The sequence below is a fragment of the Acinetobacter sp. 24-47-66 genome, assembly GCF_056779755.1.
In genome coordinates this window covers 386,484-403,062 of record NZ_JBWYIL010000001.1, presented here as the reverse complement: position 1 = coordinate 403,062, position 16,579 = coordinate 386,484, and the positions used below count along the sequence as shown (strand labels likewise).

Sequence of the window (16,579 nt, the reverse complement as noted above, 5' to 3'; positions counted from 1 at the left end):
TATGCGTCACTACACAGGTCTAGATAAATTTATCCATTCATTTGATCAAGCACTGCGTAGTTTGGTTCCAGGCACCACCACCTCTCAACGTGAAAATCCAGCAAGTCAAGCAGAGACTCATCTCGCAGTGAGTGAAGCAAGGCATGTTGCTGGACTCATGCGTGTTAATCACAGTGGTGAAGTCTGTGCTCAAGCGCTTTATCACGGTCAAGCATTGACAGCTAAGTTGCCTAATGTTCGTCGTGAAATGGAGCATGCCGCGATTGAAGAACAAGATCATTTAGCATGGTGTGAAGATCGTTTAAAAGAGTTAGATAGTCATACAAGTCTACTTAATCCTGTATGGTATGGTCTTTCTTTTGGTATGGGTGCGATTGCAGGTATTGCTGGTGACAAATACAGTTTAGGCTTCGTTGCAGAAACTGAACGTCAAGTGAGTCTGCATCTGCAACACCATCTCGATCAACTCCCACCACATGATGCCCGCTCTCGTCAAATTTTGACACAGATGAATCATGATGAACTTCAGCATCGAGATACTGCACTAAATGCAGGTGGTGTGGAATTACCAGCTGCGGTCAAAATCGCAATGACGGGTATATCCAAACTCATGACCAAAACAAGTTATTATATTTAAAAAAACGCGGCTCATGGGCCGCATTTTTTATAGATGATGGAATCGTCTAAACTTATTTAATTCACGCTCAGCATGATTAAAATTCAAATCTAACCGCAATTTATCCTGCTTTAAGGACTTTATTTTCTTAAGATACTCTTCCCGCTTTTCTTTGGTGATTTTGTCATCCAGCAAGTAGTCTCGATATGTTTCAATTTTTTTATCTTTAGCATCTTTGTCTTTCTTAGAACGATAGTACTGATCGGCCACATTATAAAAGGGTGCTAATTGGGCATGTAACTCTGATGGACAAACCCTATACCCACCTCTTCCATCCAAAGCTCCATCGAAAATAACTTCGGGTTGACAATATGAACGAAGCCCAATTTGGTAACCTTGTTCATATAACTTGTGATCAGGTTCAATATTCACTTTTGAACAGGCTTTTTGATGTTTAACAATGCGATTCGAATAACCACTGCTTCCATCTTTTTCACCTATTTCCGACCATTGAGCAGTTCGACACTCTTGAGGGGAAAGCGTTGAACAACCTGAGAGCAACGCCAAAATTGCGCTTAACACAATAATTTTATACATCTTCTTGATATGGAGCTTATTTATTTTGAAGTGCCGTATTATAAAAATTAGTCCATTCAAAAGAAGCCGATTATTGTTAAATCAGAGCCTATTTGCGTATCAAAGACATATTTGATCAATACTACCGATGGACTATTCGGCGAAACTCATCCTATTTTAGAAAATGAACCATCTAGTGACACTTGAGAAAAATGATGCGCTTCATGCTCAAATAATGGATTTTCCCAAATATCAAACATTGGAATTTTAACATCTAAGGCTAGTGGCATTTTTTTTGGATTAAATTGCATATTTTGGAGCGTATTTCCCCATGCAATGAGATCTACATCCAAAGAGATATCATGTGACGGACGGACTCGACCAGAAGCTTTTTCCAGCGCTTTTAAAAGATTGGTAATTTCATTGACTTGCTGCTTTGATTCTAATAAACATGCAGCATTCCAATAATCTTGTCCAACACCATCTCGACAAGGTATGACATAGATGGGAGAACGCGTAATACATCCCAATGACGCAATTTGTTTTAATGCATTCACCAGATGATTGTGCGGTTGGCTATTACTCGCCAATGCTAGCGCGTAAATCATTACGGTGTCTTTCAAGACGAATTCCTACTGAATTGGCTTGTGGAATAATGGCAGGCTTACGCACAGTAATTTGAATAGACTCAATTGCTGGATATTGATCAAACAAAGCTTCGAGAACAATTTTTGCAGCAAATTCAATTAATTCAGGTTGAGCTTTTTGAATTGTCTGAGTCGCGATTTCACAAATTTCAGCATAATTTAAAGTATCAGCGAGAAGATCTGAATTTGATGCCTGCTCTAAATCTGTCTCAATATGAAGATCAAGCAATAATGGTTGAATGATTTGCCGTTCCCAGTCAAAACATCCAATGACTGTTTCAACTTTCAATCCTTCAATTAATATGGAATCCATCTTCAATCATGACCTTTTCGTAAACTATCGAACAGTGATAGTACACTTGACGGGAGGCGATAAAAGCAAATCCTCTTCTATTGAGGATTTGCTTTTATATTTTAACACTTGTTTAAGATTTAATGTTTCAACAAAAGATTAGGATCGATTGTTTGTACCATTTGTAAGCGCTGATCTGCATAAATATCAGTGTACGGCGCAAGAATTCTCATAAAACGATCAAAATAAAGCATTTGTTTAAACAGCAATGCGAAATCCCGTGGGAAACGGATGCCATGACGCTCACCTACAGCCACCATATCCATCATGATGTCATTTAAGTCGGCTGGATTAGACGACAGAATTTGCTGAGGATCAGCGGTGAGCACGCCACTGAATAATCGTTCTAAATCGTTTGCCAAAACTGTTGTATCAATTTGCGTATTGGTCATGCCCATTTTCAGCATATTTTCTGCCATCAATGGATAATTGGTATTTTGCAATGCATCCATGAAAGCAATACATGCCGTCCATACTTCAGGCTTTAATTGTCCCACAATACCAAAATCAATGAATCCAATGCGACCATCATCCAAAAGCATGAGGTTGCCAGCATGTAAATCTGCGTGGAAACTTTCACACATCATCAAACTACCAAACCATGTGTTCATGGCAGTAATCAAAACCTGTGATGGGTCTTTAGAAACTTGACGAACCACATCGAAATCCGTCAACGGCACGCCATACAGACGCTGCATTGTCAGGACACGGCGTGTGGAATATTGATGATATACCTTTGGTGCAGTCGCTTTGGTATTTTGAGTAATGTGCAGATAATTAACAAAATCATCAATATTTTTTGCTTCTTCAATAAAATCAACTTCACGAACCATACGTGTTTTGATTTCTTCAACAATATCCGCAAGTGAAGCAAATTTTACTTTAGGAACTGCCTTCTCTAGAATCTTGGTCGCCCAATGTAGGACATTTAAATCCGTATAAAGAATGGTTTCAACACCAGGTTTTTGCACTTTGATCACGACATCTTCGCCGCTCACCAATTTAGCAGCATGAACTTGTGCGATCGAAGCAGAAGCTAATGGCGTTTCATCAATAGATGCGAAAATTTCACCTAAATTGCGACCTTCAAACTCAGCATTCAAGACACTTTCAATATAGCTAAATGGGAGTTTAGGTGTCTGATCTAAACACCCTTGAAATTCCTCAACATATTCACGTGGAAATAATGAAGGCGTGCTGGCAATAAACTGTCCCAACTTAATATACGTTGAACCAAGTGACTCGAAAGTTTCGCGCATTAATTTCGCATTACTCGGTTTTTCTGTCGCGTATTTAATCCCTGCTCGCGCAGCAATGACCGCAGTTTCACCTACACGGGCCACTGAGCGTAAACCATCTAACCAAATATTATTTTTCATAATGTCGATATTAAATTTCGATATGTTGAGTGTAGCAAATTAAATTGTCTTTGCGGATTGACTGCTGTGACAGATTTGACATTCTTTATCCTTGTCAAAATTCAAAATTCGCTGTTGCATGTTCAATCCATTCCATAGAAGGATCTTCTGTTTTAATGGTGTTAAATTTAACCCCAGATATAATAGCGCATGATGTGCTTGCATACTTGCCATCACGTTAGGAGTTGTTGATAAAACTCCTGAATCTGCACACCTCAAACTCTCATCTGCATGATCTTGTTTTGGAAAAAGACATTCATAACACGCTGATTCACCATCCACCATAAATAACTGACCCTGCAAACCAATCGCAGATGCACTAATGAGTGGAACATTTGCATCCTTACAGATTTGATTGACCAAATAACGGGTTTCAAAATTATCACAACCATCTAACACAAGATCTTGATGTGTAATCAGTGCGGCAGCATTATTAAAATCAATTTTTGAAGTGATGTATTCAATCTTAATATAAGGATTAATTTGAGAAATTTTCTTTGCTAACACTTCAGCTTTGTAAAAACCCACATCATGATGATCAAAGGCAATTTGTCGCTGTAAATTACTGATTTCTACAGTATCAGCATCGATGAGTGTCAATTTACCTACGCCTGCTCTCGCCAATAACTCTGCAGTCAAACACCCTATTCCACCACAACCAATAATAAGCACATTGGACAGCTTTAATCTTTCTTGTGCATCAATATCCCAATCCTCTAGTAATATTTGTCTTGCGTACAACTGTAGCTCAACATCACTCAGTTCAATGCTATCACTCACCTAAACACCCTGATTTCATGCTTGTATAAGCCTATGATACCGAATAAATAACCAGTCTATTCATATAATTCTGAAGATAATTTTTACCTTAGAAGATCCATACCTTATTGTTACAATTCGATTAGATATTTAATTTTTCTTATTTTATTTTTAATTATTTATAAACATAATCTCAATAATTGCTTCACTAGCAATTGATTTTAAAAATATCTAAATCCAATAAATGACAGTTATACTTATGAATAAAAAAATTTTAGCACTCGCTACATTATTAATGTCGAGTTTATTCCTGACGGCATGTAAAGATGAAAAGATCACCAACATTACATACGTCAATCAAGGTTCGGATACCCAACCAGAATATATAGAAAGCACGCTTTATGATCTGGACGAAGAGAACACTTCACCGAATCAAGACAATCGGCAAATGTTCTTGATTCTGCACTACACAGCAGTATCTAAAGACGAAACTCTAGCTTTGTTTAAAGATCCTAATTTCCCTGCCAGTAGTCACTATTTTGTACCCGAATTACCAACCAATGGTAAATTTACTGTGTACCGTCTTGTGCCTGATGATAAAAGAGCTTGGCATGCTGGCGCGAGTTCTTGGCAGACCAACAGTAGTTTGAATGCCTCAAGTATCGGCATTGAAATTGAAAATCTCGGTTTCCCTGCAGACGATGAACAACTCCCTTTGATGCAACGTCGATGGTATCCATTTTCATCAAAACAACAAATCGAAGTCCTTGCAGATATTATTTTAAAAATTACTAAAAAATACGAGATCAGACCCGACCGAATTTTGGGGCACAGTGATATTTCTCCAGGTCGTAAATTTGATCCAGGTCCGCTATTTCCTTGGAAACGTTTATATGAAGACTATAACATCGGTGCTTGGTACGATAACGACACTGTAAATTATTATCGTACCTATCATCCTTGGAAGAATGATATTGCTTCGTTACAAAGCAAATTGGCATTATACGGATATAACATTCCTGTCACTGGTCAATATGATCAAGTCACTCAAAATGTTGTATCCGCATTCCAAATGCATTTTTATCCTGAAAAATATGATGGTATGGCGGATATTGAAACCGTAGCCCGCCTTGATGCATTACTTGAGAAGTATCGAAATGTAGCTCGTCCGGCGATTTCACCATAAAACATCTGAGATCAGTTTAGTCGTCTATTTAAGTGAAGACTAAACTGATTTTCATATATTATTTTGGCGCCATACGAATTGCGCCATCCAATCGAATCACTTCACCATTTAAATATGAATTTTCAAAGATATGTCCAACCAGTTTCGCAAATTCTTCAGGTTTAGCTAAACGTGGTGGGAATGGAACCATCTTTCCCAATGCATCCTGCACATTTTGCGGAAGACCTTTGAGCATTGGGGTTTCCATGATTCCTGGCGCAATAGTCATAACACGGATCTTTTCACGTGCTAACTCACGCGCCAATGGTAAAGTCATACCAACAACAGCGCCCTTGGATGCAGAATATGCAGCCTGACCAATTTGACCGTCAAAAGCAGCAACTGAAGCCGCGTTCACAATGACACCGCGTTCTTCCTCTTCCCCCGAAAGCGTATACTGTGACATTAATTGCGCAGCATAGCGCAACATATTAAAGGTTCCACTGACGTTGATATTCAGCACTGTTTGGAACATATCTAAGGCATGCAGACCATCGCGACCAAGCACTTTAGCTGATGGTGCAATACCAGCACAGTTGATTAAACCATTTAATTGTCCATATTTTCCTTGTATGTGTGCAAAGAATAATTCAACTGCTTTTTCATCAGTTACATCTAGTTGAATAAACTCTGCACCAATTTCTTGACCCGTCTGCTCGCCCAAAGATGCATTCATATCAACAATTACCACACGAGCACCCTGCTGTTGGAGATAAGCTGCTGTCGCCGCACCTAACCCAGAAGCGCCACCTGTAATAACAATCACTTTTCCTTGAATATTCATAAATCTCATTATCCTTTTTTTAGTTTTAAGTTGGCTTTAGGGTAATCCTCCTCTAATACAGATTCAATTTATTCAGTGACCAATTGGTATAAAAATTCAAAATAGTTATAATTTAATATTTATTTTATATAAAAAAAATTAATCACACATTACAGTTAAGTTTGCTTTAGCGACATGATTTAAAAACCATACAGTCATCGTTATTCTTTTGAATTCGGCTAATATTTAGACTATTTTAATCTTATTCATTTCGGCAGTTTGCCATATCTCCTAAAGGTTCAATCATGTTTAAAATGATCGATGTCTTAGAGCAAAATTTTGCTCAAACTTTCCCCCATTCACTTAACCAAGATGCAGATCGAATTTCAGAGCAGCTTCAAATGAGCATTCTGAATGCATCTGAAATAGATTTAAAAAATGCAATCAATCATTTCCTAGACACTCAAGATGCAAGTGAAACTGCACTTGCGTTAGATATTTCAACTGAACGTCTTAATGAACTGAAATCTGGCATTGCGTTAAAAGATGCTTCGAAAATTTCGGACACTCTAAAAGTAGTGGCGCTATGCTTGGCTTTGGAGTCAGACTCATTAGACCTTCTTGAAGTGAGCGATATTTCAACTGAGTATTTTGTATAATTTGAGTGTTGAGATCAAACTCATAGGGTTTGGTCTCATTTTCTCTCTTAGTCTTATTATATTAAATTATGTGACCTTCATCTCATTGCACTAATTCATATAAAGTTCTGATAAATCACTATATTTTCACAAAACCACAATATTTATAAAATATTGATTTGATTTCAATGTGTTAACTCATAATTTTAACTTTATCAAAATTTATTCTTTTAATATCTCATTTTCTTTTTTGTCACAAATCATCTGAAAGGCTATTTATATCGAAAATTTAGCGAATTAAATCAGGTACTTTAGTGAAAAAATCAATATCTCTATTGAAATTAGGACTGTTGGGTTTAGTAATTAGTGTTGTTCATAGTGGAGCTATTGCTGCCCTCCCTAAGGAAATCAAACTGGATTATGCCTATTATGCTCCTACGAGCTTAGTGGTTAAAAATCAAAAGTTATTAGAAAAGGCTTTACCCAATACCAAAATCAAATGGGTATTTAGTCAAGGCAGTAATCGCTCCTTAGAATATCTCAATAGCGGCAGTGTTGATTTTGCTTCAACAGCTGGTCTTGCCGCTGTATTAAGTCGTGCCAATGGTAGCCCTGTTAAAACGATTTATATCCAAAGCCAACCTGAGTGGACAGCTTTGGTCGTGCCAAAAGATTCCCCGATTAAATCCCTAAAAGATCTAAAAGGTAAAAAAATTGCCGCGACAAAAGGAACTGACCCATTTTTATTTACGCTACAGGCTTTAGATACCGTTGAATTGAATAAAAAAGATGTACAGCTTGTTCATTTACAGCATCCAGATGGCAAAACGGCGTTAGAGCGTAAACAAGTGGATGCTTGGGCTGGCTTAGACCCTTTGATGGCATCAACTCAAGTCCAGTCAGGTGCAAAACTGCTTTATCGTAATGTAGGCTTTAATAGTTATAGCGTGCTAAGCGTCAAAGAGCCATTTACTCGATCTAGCCCAGAAGCAATTGAAGCCGTAATTAAAGCGTATGAGCAAGCACGTAAATGGGCAAAAGCCAATCCAGATAAACTGGCGCAGTTACTCGCCACTGAAGCTAAACTACCTTTAGAGGTTGCAAAACTTCAGCTTCAGCGTACTAACTTTAATCAAAATATTCCTAAAGCCCAACACATTAATGCACTACAAAAATCCGGCAAAATCTTGACTGAAGAAGACTTAGTTCGTAAAGGAACAAATGTAAATCAAGTTATTCAACAGTTATTTAATGCCTCATTCGCTCAAAAAGTGGTGACAAAATAATGGCGATCAGTGAAAAAGCGATTGAGCATCGGAATATCAATGTCCAATCACAACTGTCGACAAAAGGAAATAAATGGTTGAAAGGTATTTTCCTCCCTGTATTACTGGTACTGCTGTGTGAAATTTTGGTTCGAGGTGGTGTAGTTGAACCTTATCTGCTACCTGCACCAAGTAGCTTATTTGTTTCCCTGCAAGAATTTGCTCAGAATGATTTAGGTCAACATATTTGGGCAAGTACATGGCGAGTGTTTTTAGGGTTTGCTATTGGTAGTGGTTTAGCACTATTTTTTGCAGTTTTGGTTGGGCTCAATCGCCATGTAGAAGAGTTTATTGAACCGACCTTTTCTGCAATTAAGTCAATTCCTAGTCTTGCGTGGATTCCCCTCCTTTTGTTATGGCTTGGTATTGATGAATCCTCAAAAATCACCCTCATTGCGATTGGTGCTTTTTTTCCAACCTATACCAATACTGTGGCTGGTATTCATGGTGTCGACCGAAAATTGATTGAGTTGGCTCAAGTGTATAGACTGAATCGCTGGCAACAAATCTACCAAATCGTTTTACCCGCAGCTTCTCCATCTATCCTTACAGGCTTGCGCAATAGTTTGAGTTTAGCTTGGATGTTCATGATTGCCGCTGAACTCATTGCAGCAACGCAAGGTATTGGATATTTATTAAGCGATGGACGTGAAACATCGCGTCCAGATATTGTGATCATTGCTATTATTTTATTGGCAATATTGGGAAAAATCACGGATACCATAATGAAAGTATTTGAATCAAAATTATTGTTATGGCGTGATGTCATCAAAAGATGAATCAATAAAAAAGCGACCTAAAGTCGCTTTTTTATTTCTAATGAGGCCATTGTGCTAAAGTCACGCGATCGTTACCACCATAATCTTTAACGGTTCTCACTTTCTTATAACCTGCTTGACGAAATAGATGCTGAACAGCGTCTGCTTGATCATATCCATGTTCAAGTACCACCCAACCTTCAACAGTCAGATGCTTCTTGGCTTGTAAAATAATTTGCTCAAGATCCGCTAAACCTTTTTTATCAGAGATTAATGCACGTTGAGGCTCGGTCGCCAAATTGTGCATATGTTCATCTGCTGGATCAATATAAGGCGGATTAGACACAATGACATCAAAAAATTGACGCCCAAACGGTTTTAACCAACTGCCTAATACAAATTGAACCTGATCTAAGTCATGTTGCTCAGCATTAAATTTAGCGACTTCCAATGTAGGCTCATAAATATCGGTTGCTGTTAAAGACCAATTAGGACGTTCGGAAGCGAGTGACAATGCAATGGCGCCTGTTCCAGTTCCTAAATCTACAACGCGCGCATCCTCAGGCAACTCTAACTTTAAAACTGTCTCTACCAAAACTTCGGTGTCTGGTCTAGGCACCAAAGTATCGGACGTCACTTTTAAGTCCAATGTCCAAAAAGGTTGCAAACCTGTGACATAAGCTAAAGGCTCACCTGCTTCAATCCGAGCAATCGCCTCTCGATACGCCTGCTCTTGTTCTGCAGTGAGCTCTTTATCCTTCTTCATCACCAAATCGAATGAATCGATTTTAGTGATATGTTCGAGCAACCAAGCATTTTCTTGACGCTCATAACTTTCAGGCTCACCACGCAGTGCAAGCGCTTGTTGAATGTTCATTAACCACCATTCTGCTGTGCAAGCATTGCCAATTGATCCGCTTGATATTCACGATGTAAGCTATCTAAAAGCTCAGTTAAATCTCCCTCCATCACTGCATCCAACTTATATAAAGTTAAGTTAATACGATGATCAGTCATACGACCCTGAGGATAATTATAGGTACGAATACGTTCTGAACGATCACCTGAACCCACCAAATCACGGCGCATTTCAGATGTCGCAGCATCAGCTGCTGCACGTTTAGCATTCTCAAGACGAGATGCCAATAATGCCATTGCCTTTGCTTTGTTCTTATGTTGTGAACGCTCTTCCTGACATTCAACAACAGTACCTGTCGGAATATGGGTGATTCGCACAGCAGAATCCGTTTTATTAACGTGCTGACCACCCGCCCCAGATGCACGATAAGTATCAATACGCAAGTCTGAAGGGTTAATATCTACAGTCGTATCAACATCAATTTCAGGAAGAATTGCAACGGTACAAGCTGAAGTATGAACTCGCCCCTGTGATTCAGTTGCAGGAACGCGCTGAACTCGATGAGCACCGCTTTCAAATTTTAAGCGTCCGTAAACACCTTCACCATTAATTAAACAAATAATTTCTTTGTAACCGCCATGTTCACCTTCATTTTCAGAAAGGATTTCGACACGCCAACCCTGTGATTCAGCATATTTACTGTACATACGGAATAAATCACCAGAGAAAATCGCAGCTTCATCGCCACCTGTCCCTGCACGTACTTCCAGATATGCAGAGTTCGCATCATTTGGATCTTTCGGAATCATCAGAATATTCAATTCTGCCTCTAAAGATTCAATTAATGCTTTATTCTCTTTAATTTCTTCTTGTGCCATTTCCTTAAAGTCAGGATCTGACAACATTGCTTCAGCCGTTACAATATCTTCTTCCGCTTGGGTATATTTTTTCCAAACAGTGGTGATTTCTGTCAAATCATTGTGTTCACGTGACAAATTACGGAAACGCTTATTGTCGGAAATGACTTCAACATCAGCCAATAGCGCTTCTAATTCTTCATGACGATCACAAAGTTGGTCTAATCGTAAACGTAACGATTCTTTCATGTTAAATAAAATCTCTAATACTGGATTAACTTAAGGACTGCCTTAAATTAATATTTCTAAAATTGCGAGTAGTTTAACGACTCTGACATTCAATTAACATATTTATATAGAATGACTTTGCAAAACCATTTTTCGATCCTTGTCACACCCAATTAATGGATAATCAAAAATTAGCTCCATAACTGCCAAGTTTAAAAAATGTTTACTGAATCAACTCTCCATAGTTTCTTCTTAATCAGCCCAATAATGCATATTGAATGATCAGCTGTAATATAAAAACAACATTGTGCAACCAAAACGTAAAACTCTAGGTTAACTTCTACATATTTAGCGCTTCAATTCTTGTTACATTGTGCTCAACGAATTATTACTCGTCCACGAACAAGGACATGGAGTCACACATGAAATTGAATACCCTATTAATGTCAGCCACCTTAGCCACTGCATCAATGTTCACGGTATCTGCACATGCAGACAGTACAGCGCGTGTCGCTGCTGCGAGTGCTTTAGGTAGTGTAGCAGGTACAGCAATTGGTAAAAACATGGGTGGTACAACAGGTGCAACTTTAGGTGCAGCACTTGGTGGTGCTGGTGGTGCTGCTGTTGCTAGTAATAAACGTAACCGTACTGAATCTGCTATTGGTGGTGCATTAGGTGGCGGTGCGGGTTATACCGTAGGTAATAGTATGGGTGGAACCAATGGCGGTTATATCGGCTCTGCTTTAGGTGCTGCTGGTGGTGCTGCTCTTGGTAACAAAATTGCGAAAGACAAAGCATATGATTCACGTCAAGATCGTAAATGGAAAAAGAAAAAACATAGTCGTCGTTAATATAATCTGATCGATAGTTTCCCCTTTGAATACTCTGTATTCACCTCGATGCGCCTTAGGGCGCATTTTTTTATTAACAAATTAATTATGGATAAATTAGGGAGAGAAAAATACAAACCAGCAACTTGCTCTCCCAAATGATTACAGAAATTTGGATTAAATTAAAACCATCAAATATAAGACTTCGACAAGGAGTTCACCATGAAATTTAATTCAAAATTATTTGCTGCTGTGATCGCAACTGCGGCCTTGAGTACAACAACTGCTTATGCTGATAGTTCGTCTAGAGTTGCCCTCACATCTGCTTTAGGTGGAGTCGTTGGTGCTGCGATTGGTCAACAAATGGGTGGCTCGACTGGAGCAATGATCGGATCAGCGATTGGTGGTGCTGGTGGCGCAGCTGCATCAGCGAACAAAAAAGATCGTAATGCTGCTGCAATTGGTGCTGCATTAGGTGGTGCTGGTGGTTACACCGTTGGTAATAATATGGGCGGAACAAATGCTGGTTATGCTGGGGCTGCATTAGGTTCAGCTGGTGGTTCAGTTTTGGGAAAAAAAGTGGCTGAAGACCGTCGCGAAGATGACTATAGAGATCGTTATGATCGCCGTGAAAGCGGTTATCGCAATTCAAACTATCGTTATAATGACCGTAATTACAGAAGTGACAATGGTCGTCATTTAGGCTGGTATAAAAACGGTAAACGCTAATCCCAAACTCTTAGAATTCAAGCGCTCAACTTAGAGCGCTTTTTTATTTACACTTATATCGTTTTTTTTCAATATACAAATACTCAAGTTCGTATTAACATCTTTATGAGTGTTCAAAAGAGTAGAAAGTTATGCGAAGCTTAAAAGATATCGAGTTTTCAGTATTGGAACTCGCTCCTGTACGTGATGATAAAACGATTGCTTTTTCACTACAGCATGCTTTGGAGTTAGCACAAAAAATCGAACAATTGGGTTTTAAACGACTGTGGCTTGCAGAGCACCATAATATGGATGGTATCGCTAGCTCAGCTACAGCTGTGTTATTAGGCTATATCCTTGCTAACACCTCCTCTTTAAAAGTAGGTTCTGGCGGAATCATGTTGCCTAATCATGCACCACTTGTTGTAGCAGAACAATTTGGAACACTAGCAACGCTTTATCCTGATCGAGTTGAGCTCGGACTAGGACGCGCACCAGGTACAGATCAATTGACCATGCGTGCCTTACGCCGAGGTCGTCAAGAGACTGAAGATCAATTTCCACAAGACGTGCTCGAAATTTTGAGCTATTTGGGGGAACCATCGCCACATCAGAGAATCAAAGCGACACCAGGTCAAGGAACACATGTTCCCGTATGGCTGTTAGGTTCTAGCTTATTTAGCGCACAATTGGCAGCTAAACTTGGCTTACCTTATTCTTTTGCTTCTCACTTTGCCCCTCGTATGCTGGGTCAAGCGATTCAACTTTACAGAGAAAACTTCGAACCTTCTGAATATTTGGATCGTCCTTATGTATCTATGGGCGTTCCAACTGTTGTAGCTGATACTGATGAAGAAGCTGAATACTTGGCTACTAGCGCTTATCAACGTGTATTAGGCTTAATGCGTGGGCAAAGCTTAAAACTCAAACCTCCAGTTAAATCAATGGATGGAATTTGGTCTGCTCCAGAAAAGATGTCAGTTGACAATTTTTACGCAATGGCTCAAATCGGATCACCAGAAACAGTGAAACAAGGTCTTGAACAACTACTGGTGCCTTATGATGTAGATGAGTTTATTTTTACCTGTGATATCTACGATACAGACAAACGCATTCAAAACTTTGAGTATTTAATGCAAATTAAGCAAAATGCTTAGATCAAAAAAATCCTGAAATGATTGAGTAATGGTTTTGATTTCAAATCTATAATTAATTACTCTTTCATTTCTTGAGTTTGTCAAACAACTATTGGCAATAAATGACATCAAATGTCCCTAAAAGACTATTCCAATGAAACAATTCTTTTAACCAATAATATTAATTATTCACAATCAAATACTTAAAATTTGGCATTTTATATCAAACTAAAATAAGCACTTCTGCAAAACACATCACATTTTTAAGCGATAAAATTTCATGATTAAAAAATAAATACGGATGTATAACATGGCCTCTATCGACTTAGAAAAAATGTTGGATAAAGTAAAACATACTCAATGGACACTCTCGGATATTGACTGGGATGCTCCTGGCAAAGAATTAGTCACCGCAGAACAGTGGCCCAAGCTTAAAGATTTTATGGCTGATCTAATGTGGATCGAACATGTAGGTGCTCGTGCATTTTCTGCGATGTCAAAAAAAGCACCGACAGATACGCTTCGCGAAATGTATGCCATTTTCCACGCTGAGGAACAGCGTCACGCCAATGCCGAAATGGCACTGATGAAAAGATGGGGTATGCTTGAAGGCGATATTCCTAAACCCAATAAAAATTTAAGACTGATTATCGAATGGCTCGACACTTATGCTGATGAAATGCCCTTCTATATTCTAGGTGCTGTCATTCCGATGCTGGAAGTCGCTCTTGATGGTGCACTTTGTACATTCCTATTGGATACTGTAGAAGACCCAGTTTGCCATCAAGCTTTTAAACTGATTAATGGCGATGAAGCTCGTCATTTAGGTGTTGGATTTAGTGTCATGGAGGATCAAGGCTACAATAAAACCTTTATTGAGCTTTCTAAAATGGCTGCGCGAGTTGTAGATCCACGTTTATTACTTGGTATTCTTGCCTACTTACCACTCATTAATAAAATGCGTGATAATGTGATTAAACTAGGTCTGCCAGAAGAAAAGCTCTATGCAGCGATGCACAAATTTGCTCGAATAGGTGGACGTACTGCAGAAGGTCGTCGTAATCCTTGGTATCAAATTATTAACTTCCATGCACGAAGTGCCATGAACCGACGTAATAAATGGTTTCATATCCCTGTCGACACCATGGTAAAAATGACTGATAAGATTCCAGAAAAATCTTTACCTAAAATCCCTTCTTGGATATATGAATTAACTGCAGAACCAAAAGCAACCCACTAAAACAATAATTAGGTACAGAAATGAAAAAAAGGAATAAAGCCCACACGGATTCGTTCTTTCATAATGAAGCTGAGTATTTTTCCAACTTTAAAGGAAAAATTATCTCAGCTGAGGACCTCAAACAAACCGATTTTTCAGGATTAAAGGTCGCGATTATTGGTGCCAATCAAATGTCAGTTTCACATTTAGATGTGGTTTGTCAAAATGCGCTATTCGTCAAAGTATTTCAAATGACACCTCATTTCGTTTTGCCACACACTGAAAAAGGGATTCAAAAAATTATTGCTCATCCCCTCATCGCTAAAAATAAACGATTATTTAATCAGCGAATTAAGACGACTTTGGCAATACGATATTTAGATTCTCAGATTTCAGATACTTGGTTAAAAAGACAATTGATGCCAAATCCAGCTTCGTCGCAAAAAATATTTTTTAAATCCGATCATTATTACAACGCCTTACAGCGAGAAAACTGTAAATTGATCACATGGCCAGTCGTGAAAATTACTGAAAATGCCGTTCAAAGTATGGAAGGAATCGAACACTTAGTAGATATTATTATTACAACGTACGAATAGTGATCATCATTTTGTAGATAAATGCGAATCTAAATGACATTTTATGATGAAATTATAGACACTTGAATTATATAATTTTTGAATTTTATGAGTATTTATGACGATTAATCTCTTAATAAAAAAGAAGCACAGCTAGTGCTTCTTTTTTATTAAATTAGATTTACCAATTTAACCAATCCGGCGTTTCAAGCCTGTCATTTGCAATACTCGTGTTGAGATTTCTTCAATCGACATTTCTGAAACATTTAGATATTTAATCCCTTCAGAAATATAAATACCTTCGATTGCACGCAATTCCATCTGACATTGGCTAAAACTTGCATAACGACTGTTGGCTTTGCGTTCAGATCGAATTGCCACCAAACGATCAGCATCAATCATTAATCCAAACAATTTATGCTTATGTGGACGTAAAACTGCTGGCAAACGGTTGTCATCCAAATCTTCTTCAGTTAACGGATAGTTCGCAACTCGAATACCAAATTGTAATGACAAATAAATTGAGGTCGGTGTTTTACCAGAACGCGAAACTCCAATCAAAATTAAGTCTGCTTTATCATAGTGTCTTGTACGTGCACCATCATCATTATCCAGCGCGAAATGTACAGCATCAATACGTGCCTTATAAGACTCAGAATCAGTCACAGCATGCGTTTGTCCGACTAAAGTTGTAGGGGCTGTTCCAAGCACCTCAGATAGCTTACTAATTAACCCTTCAAACACATCTAAATTAACCGCATTTGCCGTATTGATGATATCCCGAACATAGGGATCCACAAGAGTATCAAAGACAAGAGGTTGTTGGCCATCAGACTCTGCGCGCGCGTTAATCTCTGCAACGACGTTCATTGCGGCTTCTTCTGTAGTGATATACGGAATGATATGAATATCAAAATCGACATGAGGAAATTGAGCCAATAAAGAATGCCCGAGTGTTTCAGCCGTAATGGCAGTACCATCGGAAATAAAAAAAACACTTCGTTTAATATCTTTACTTTCTGCCATTAAATTAATCCTCAAATATTTGTCTAAGTACTATATAATCTTTATAGTAAACCGATCTTAC

Annotated in this window: 18 protein-coding genes and 1 pseudogene; 10 read left to right on the top strand and 9 right to left on the bottom strand. The window is 38.5% G+C overall.

Annotation, left to right across the window (positions count from 1 at the left end; genetic code table 11):
- Nucleotide 1: 1 nt before the first annotated feature.
- Complete coding sequence (coq7, locus tag AC1M84_RS01905) at nucleotides 2–637, top strand: 2-polyprenyl-3-methyl-6-methoxy-1,4-benzoquinone monooxygenase (RefSeq protein ID WP_035267094.1); 636 nt, start codon at nucleotides 2–4, stop codon at nucleotides 635–637.
- A gap of 27 nt (nucleotides 638–664) precedes the next feature.
- On the opposite strand, the gene AC1M84_RS01900 is transcribed toward coq7, so the two are convergent.
- From AC1M84_RS01900 to AC1M84_RS01880, 5 genes are all read right to left on the bottom strand, one after another.
- Nucleotides 665–1,213, bottom strand: a complete 549-nt coding sequence (locus AC1M84_RS01900) for a DUF2799 domain-containing protein (RefSeq protein ID WP_481594312.1) — start codon at nucleotides 1,211–1,213, stop codon at nucleotides 665–667.
- Between the two features lie 146 nt (nucleotides 1,214–1,359).
- Nucleotides 1,360–1,815, bottom strand: coding sequence for a 2-amino-4-hydroxy-6-hydroxymethyldihydropteridine diphosphokinase (locus tag AC1M84_RS01895; RefSeq protein WP_481594311.1), 456 nt, complete (start codon nucleotides 1,813–1,815; stop codon nucleotides 1,360–1,362).
- Nucleotides 1,772–2,152 (bottom strand): dihydroneopterin aldolase, encoded by a 381-nt coding sequence (folB, locus tag AC1M84_RS01890; RefSeq protein WP_481588379.1) that lies wholly within the window; start codon nucleotides 2,150–2,152, stop codon nucleotides 1,772–1,774. The genes AC1M84_RS01895 and folB overlap by 44 nt, the downstream gene beginning before the upstream one ends.
- A gap of 119 nt (nucleotides 2,153–2,271) precedes the next feature.
- On the bottom strand, nucleotides 2,272–3,570 hold the full coding sequence (locus AC1M84_RS01885) for an ABC1 kinase family protein (RefSeq protein WP_481594310.1): 1,299 nt from the start codon (nucleotides 3,568–3,570) through the stop codon (nucleotides 2,272–2,274).
- A gap of 39 nt (nucleotides 3,571–3,609) precedes the next feature.
- Nucleotides 3,610–4,389: a HesA/MoeB/ThiF family protein gene (locus AC1M84_RS01880; protein WP_481594309.1), complete on the bottom strand. Its 780-nt coding sequence runs from the start codon at nucleotides 4,387–4,389 to the stop codon at nucleotides 3,610–3,612.
- Nucleotides 4,390–4,627: 238 nt separating this feature from the next.
- Here AC1M84_RS01880 and AC1M84_RS01875 point away from each other — a divergent pair, with 238 nt between their 5' ends.
- Entirely contained in the window at nucleotides 4,628–5,554 is a 927-nt protein-coding gene (locus AC1M84_RS01875; protein ID WP_481594308.1) for an N-acetylmuramoyl-L-alanine amidase, read from the top strand.
- A gap of 58 nt (nucleotides 5,555–5,612) precedes the next feature.
- Here AC1M84_RS01875 and AC1M84_RS01870 read toward each other — a convergent pair whose 3' ends face one another.
- Nucleotides 5,613–6,377 carry a 3-hydroxyacyl-CoA dehydrogenase gene (locus AC1M84_RS01870; RefSeq protein ID WP_481594307.1) on the bottom strand — a complete coding sequence of 255 codons (765 nt, stop codon included), beginning with the start codon at nucleotides 6,375–6,377 and terminating at the stop codon, nucleotides 5,613–5,615.
- A 284-nt stretch (nucleotides 6,378–6,661) separates the two neighbouring features.
- Between AC1M84_RS01870 and AC1M84_RS01865 the strand changes: the two genes are divergently transcribed.
- The 3 genes and pseudogenes from AC1M84_RS01865 to AC1M84_RS01855 all read left to right on the top strand — a co-directional run.
- Entirely contained in the window at nucleotides 6,662–7,015 is a 354-nt protein-coding gene (locus tag AC1M84_RS01865) for a hypothetical protein (protein WP_481588384.1), read from the top strand.
- 293 nt (nucleotides 7,016–7,308) lie between these two features.
- Nucleotides 7,309–8,280, top strand: a complete 972-nt coding sequence (locus AC1M84_RS01860; protein ID WP_481594306.1) for an aliphatic sulfonate ABC transporter substrate-binding protein — start codon at nucleotides 7,309–7,311, stop codon at nucleotides 8,278–8,280.
- 116 nt (nucleotides 8,281–8,396) lie between these two features.
- Nucleotides 8,397–9,098, top strand: a pseudogene (locus AC1M84_RS01855) (ABC transporter permease); the annotation flags it as partial.
- 37 nt (nucleotides 9,099–9,135) lie between these two features.
- Here the strand turns inward: AC1M84_RS01855 and prmC are convergent.
- A complete protein-coding gene (gene prmC, locus AC1M84_RS01850; RefSeq protein WP_481594305.1) occupies nucleotides 9,136–9,954 on the bottom strand; it encodes a peptide chain release factor N(5)-glutamine methyltransferase in 819 nt (272 codons plus the stop codon).
- Nucleotides 9,954–11,042: a peptide chain release factor 1 gene (gene prfA, locus AC1M84_RS01845; protein WP_035267080.1), complete on the bottom strand. Its 1,089-nt coding sequence runs from the start codon at nucleotides 11,040–11,042 to the stop codon at nucleotides 9,954–9,956. Before prfA ends, prmC begins: the two co-directional genes overlap by 1 nt.
- A gap of 401 nt (nucleotides 11,043–11,443) precedes the next feature.
- On the opposite strand from prfA, the gene AC1M84_RS01840 reads away from it, so the two are divergent.
- From AC1M84_RS01840 to AC1M84_RS01820, 5 genes are all read left to right on the top strand, one after another.
- Nucleotides 11,444–11,872, top strand: a complete 429-nt coding sequence (locus AC1M84_RS01840) for a glycine zipper domain-containing protein (protein ID WP_092766183.1) — start codon at nucleotides 11,444–11,446, stop codon at nucleotides 11,870–11,872.
- 201 nt (nucleotides 11,873–12,073) lie between these two features.
- Nucleotides 12,074–12,580: a hypothetical protein gene (locus AC1M84_RS01835; protein WP_481594304.1), complete on the top strand. Its 507-nt coding sequence runs from the start codon at nucleotides 12,074–12,076 to the stop codon at nucleotides 12,578–12,580.
- 131 nt (nucleotides 12,581–12,711) lie between these two features.
- Nucleotides 12,712–13,716 (top strand): LLM class flavin-dependent oxidoreductase, encoded by a 1,005-nt coding sequence (locus AC1M84_RS01830; RefSeq protein WP_481586991.1) that lies wholly within the window; start codon nucleotides 12,712–12,714, stop codon nucleotides 13,714–13,716.
- A gap of 289 nt (nucleotides 13,717–14,005) precedes the next feature.
- Nucleotides 14,006–14,935 (top strand): ferritin-like domain-containing protein, encoded by a 930-nt coding sequence (locus AC1M84_RS01825; RefSeq protein ID WP_180027641.1) that lies wholly within the window; start codon nucleotides 14,006–14,008, stop codon nucleotides 14,933–14,935.
- 20 nt (nucleotides 14,936–14,955) lie between these two features.
- Nucleotides 14,956–15,513 (top strand): NAD(P)/FAD-dependent oxidoreductase, encoded by a 558-nt coding sequence (locus AC1M84_RS01820; protein WP_481594303.1) that lies wholly within the window; start codon nucleotides 14,956–14,958, stop codon nucleotides 15,511–15,513.
- A gap of 168 nt (nucleotides 15,514–15,681) precedes the next feature.
- Here AC1M84_RS01820 and ppsR read toward each other — a convergent pair whose 3' ends face one another.
- Entirely contained in the window at nucleotides 15,682–16,518 is an 837-nt protein-coding gene (gene ppsR, locus AC1M84_RS01815) for a posphoenolpyruvate synthetase regulatory kinase/phosphorylase PpsR (protein ID WP_035267069.1), read from the bottom strand.
- Between the last annotated feature and the right edge of the window lie 61 nt (nucleotides 16,519–16,579).

Excerpts from the sequence above, each read along its gene's own strand:
- AC1M84_RS01875 (WP_481594308.1), top strand. The coding sequence starts at position 4,628 with ATGAATAAAAAAATTTTAGCACTCGCTACATTATTAATGTCGAGTTTA.
- AC1M84_RS01835 (WP_481594304.1), top strand. The coding sequence starts at position 12,074 with ATGAAATTTAATTCAAAATTATTTGCTGCTGTGATCGCAACTGCGGCC.
- AC1M84_RS01870 (WP_481594307.1), bottom strand. The coding sequence starts at position 6,377 with ATGAATATTCAAGGAAAAGTGATTGTTATTACAGGTGGCGCTTCTGGG.
- folB (WP_481588379.1), bottom strand. The coding sequence starts at position 2,152 with ATGGATTCCATATTAATTGAAGGATTGAAAGTTGAAACAGTCATTGGA.
- AC1M84_RS01820 (WP_481594303.1), top strand. The coding sequence starts at position 14,956 with ATGAAAAAAAGGAATAAAGCCCACACGGATTCGTTCTTTCATAATGAA.
- AC1M84_RS01865 (WP_481588384.1), top strand. The coding sequence starts at position 6,662 with ATGTTTAAAATGATCGATGTCTTAGAGCAAAATTTTGCTCAAACTTTC.
- coq7 (WP_035267094.1), top strand. The coding sequence starts at position 2 with ATGCGTCACTACACAGGTCTAGATAAATTTATCCATTCATTTGATCAA.
- AC1M84_RS01840 (WP_092766183.1), top strand. The coding sequence starts at position 11,444 with ATGAAATTGAATACCCTATTAATGTCAGCCACCTTAGCCACTGCATCA.
- prfA (WP_035267080.1), bottom strand. The coding sequence starts at position 11,042 with ATGAAAGAATCGTTACGTTTACGATTAGACCAACTTTGTGATCGTCAT.
- prmC (WP_481594305.1), bottom strand. The coding sequence starts at position 9,954 with ATGAACATTCAACAAGCGCTTGCACTGCGTGGTGAGCCTGAAAGTTAT.
- AC1M84_RS01825 (WP_180027641.1), top strand. The coding sequence starts at position 14,006 with ATGGCCTCTATCGACTTAGAAAAAATGTTGGATAAAGTAAAACATACT.
- ppsR (WP_035267069.1), bottom strand. The coding sequence starts at position 16,518 with ATGGCAGAAAGTAAAGATATTAAACGAAGTGTTTTTTTTATTTCCGAT.
- AC1M84_RS01900 (WP_481594312.1), bottom strand. The coding sequence starts at position 1,213 with ATGTATAAAATTATTGTGTTAAGCGCAATTTTGGCGTTGCTCTCAGGT.
- AC1M84_RS01885 (WP_481594310.1), bottom strand. The coding sequence starts at position 3,570 with ATGAAAAATAATATTTGGTTAGATGGTTTACGCTCAGTGGCCCGTGTA.
- AC1M84_RS01830 (WP_481586991.1), top strand. The coding sequence starts at position 12,712 with ATGCGAAGCTTAAAAGATATCGAGTTTTCAGTATTGGAACTCGCTCCT.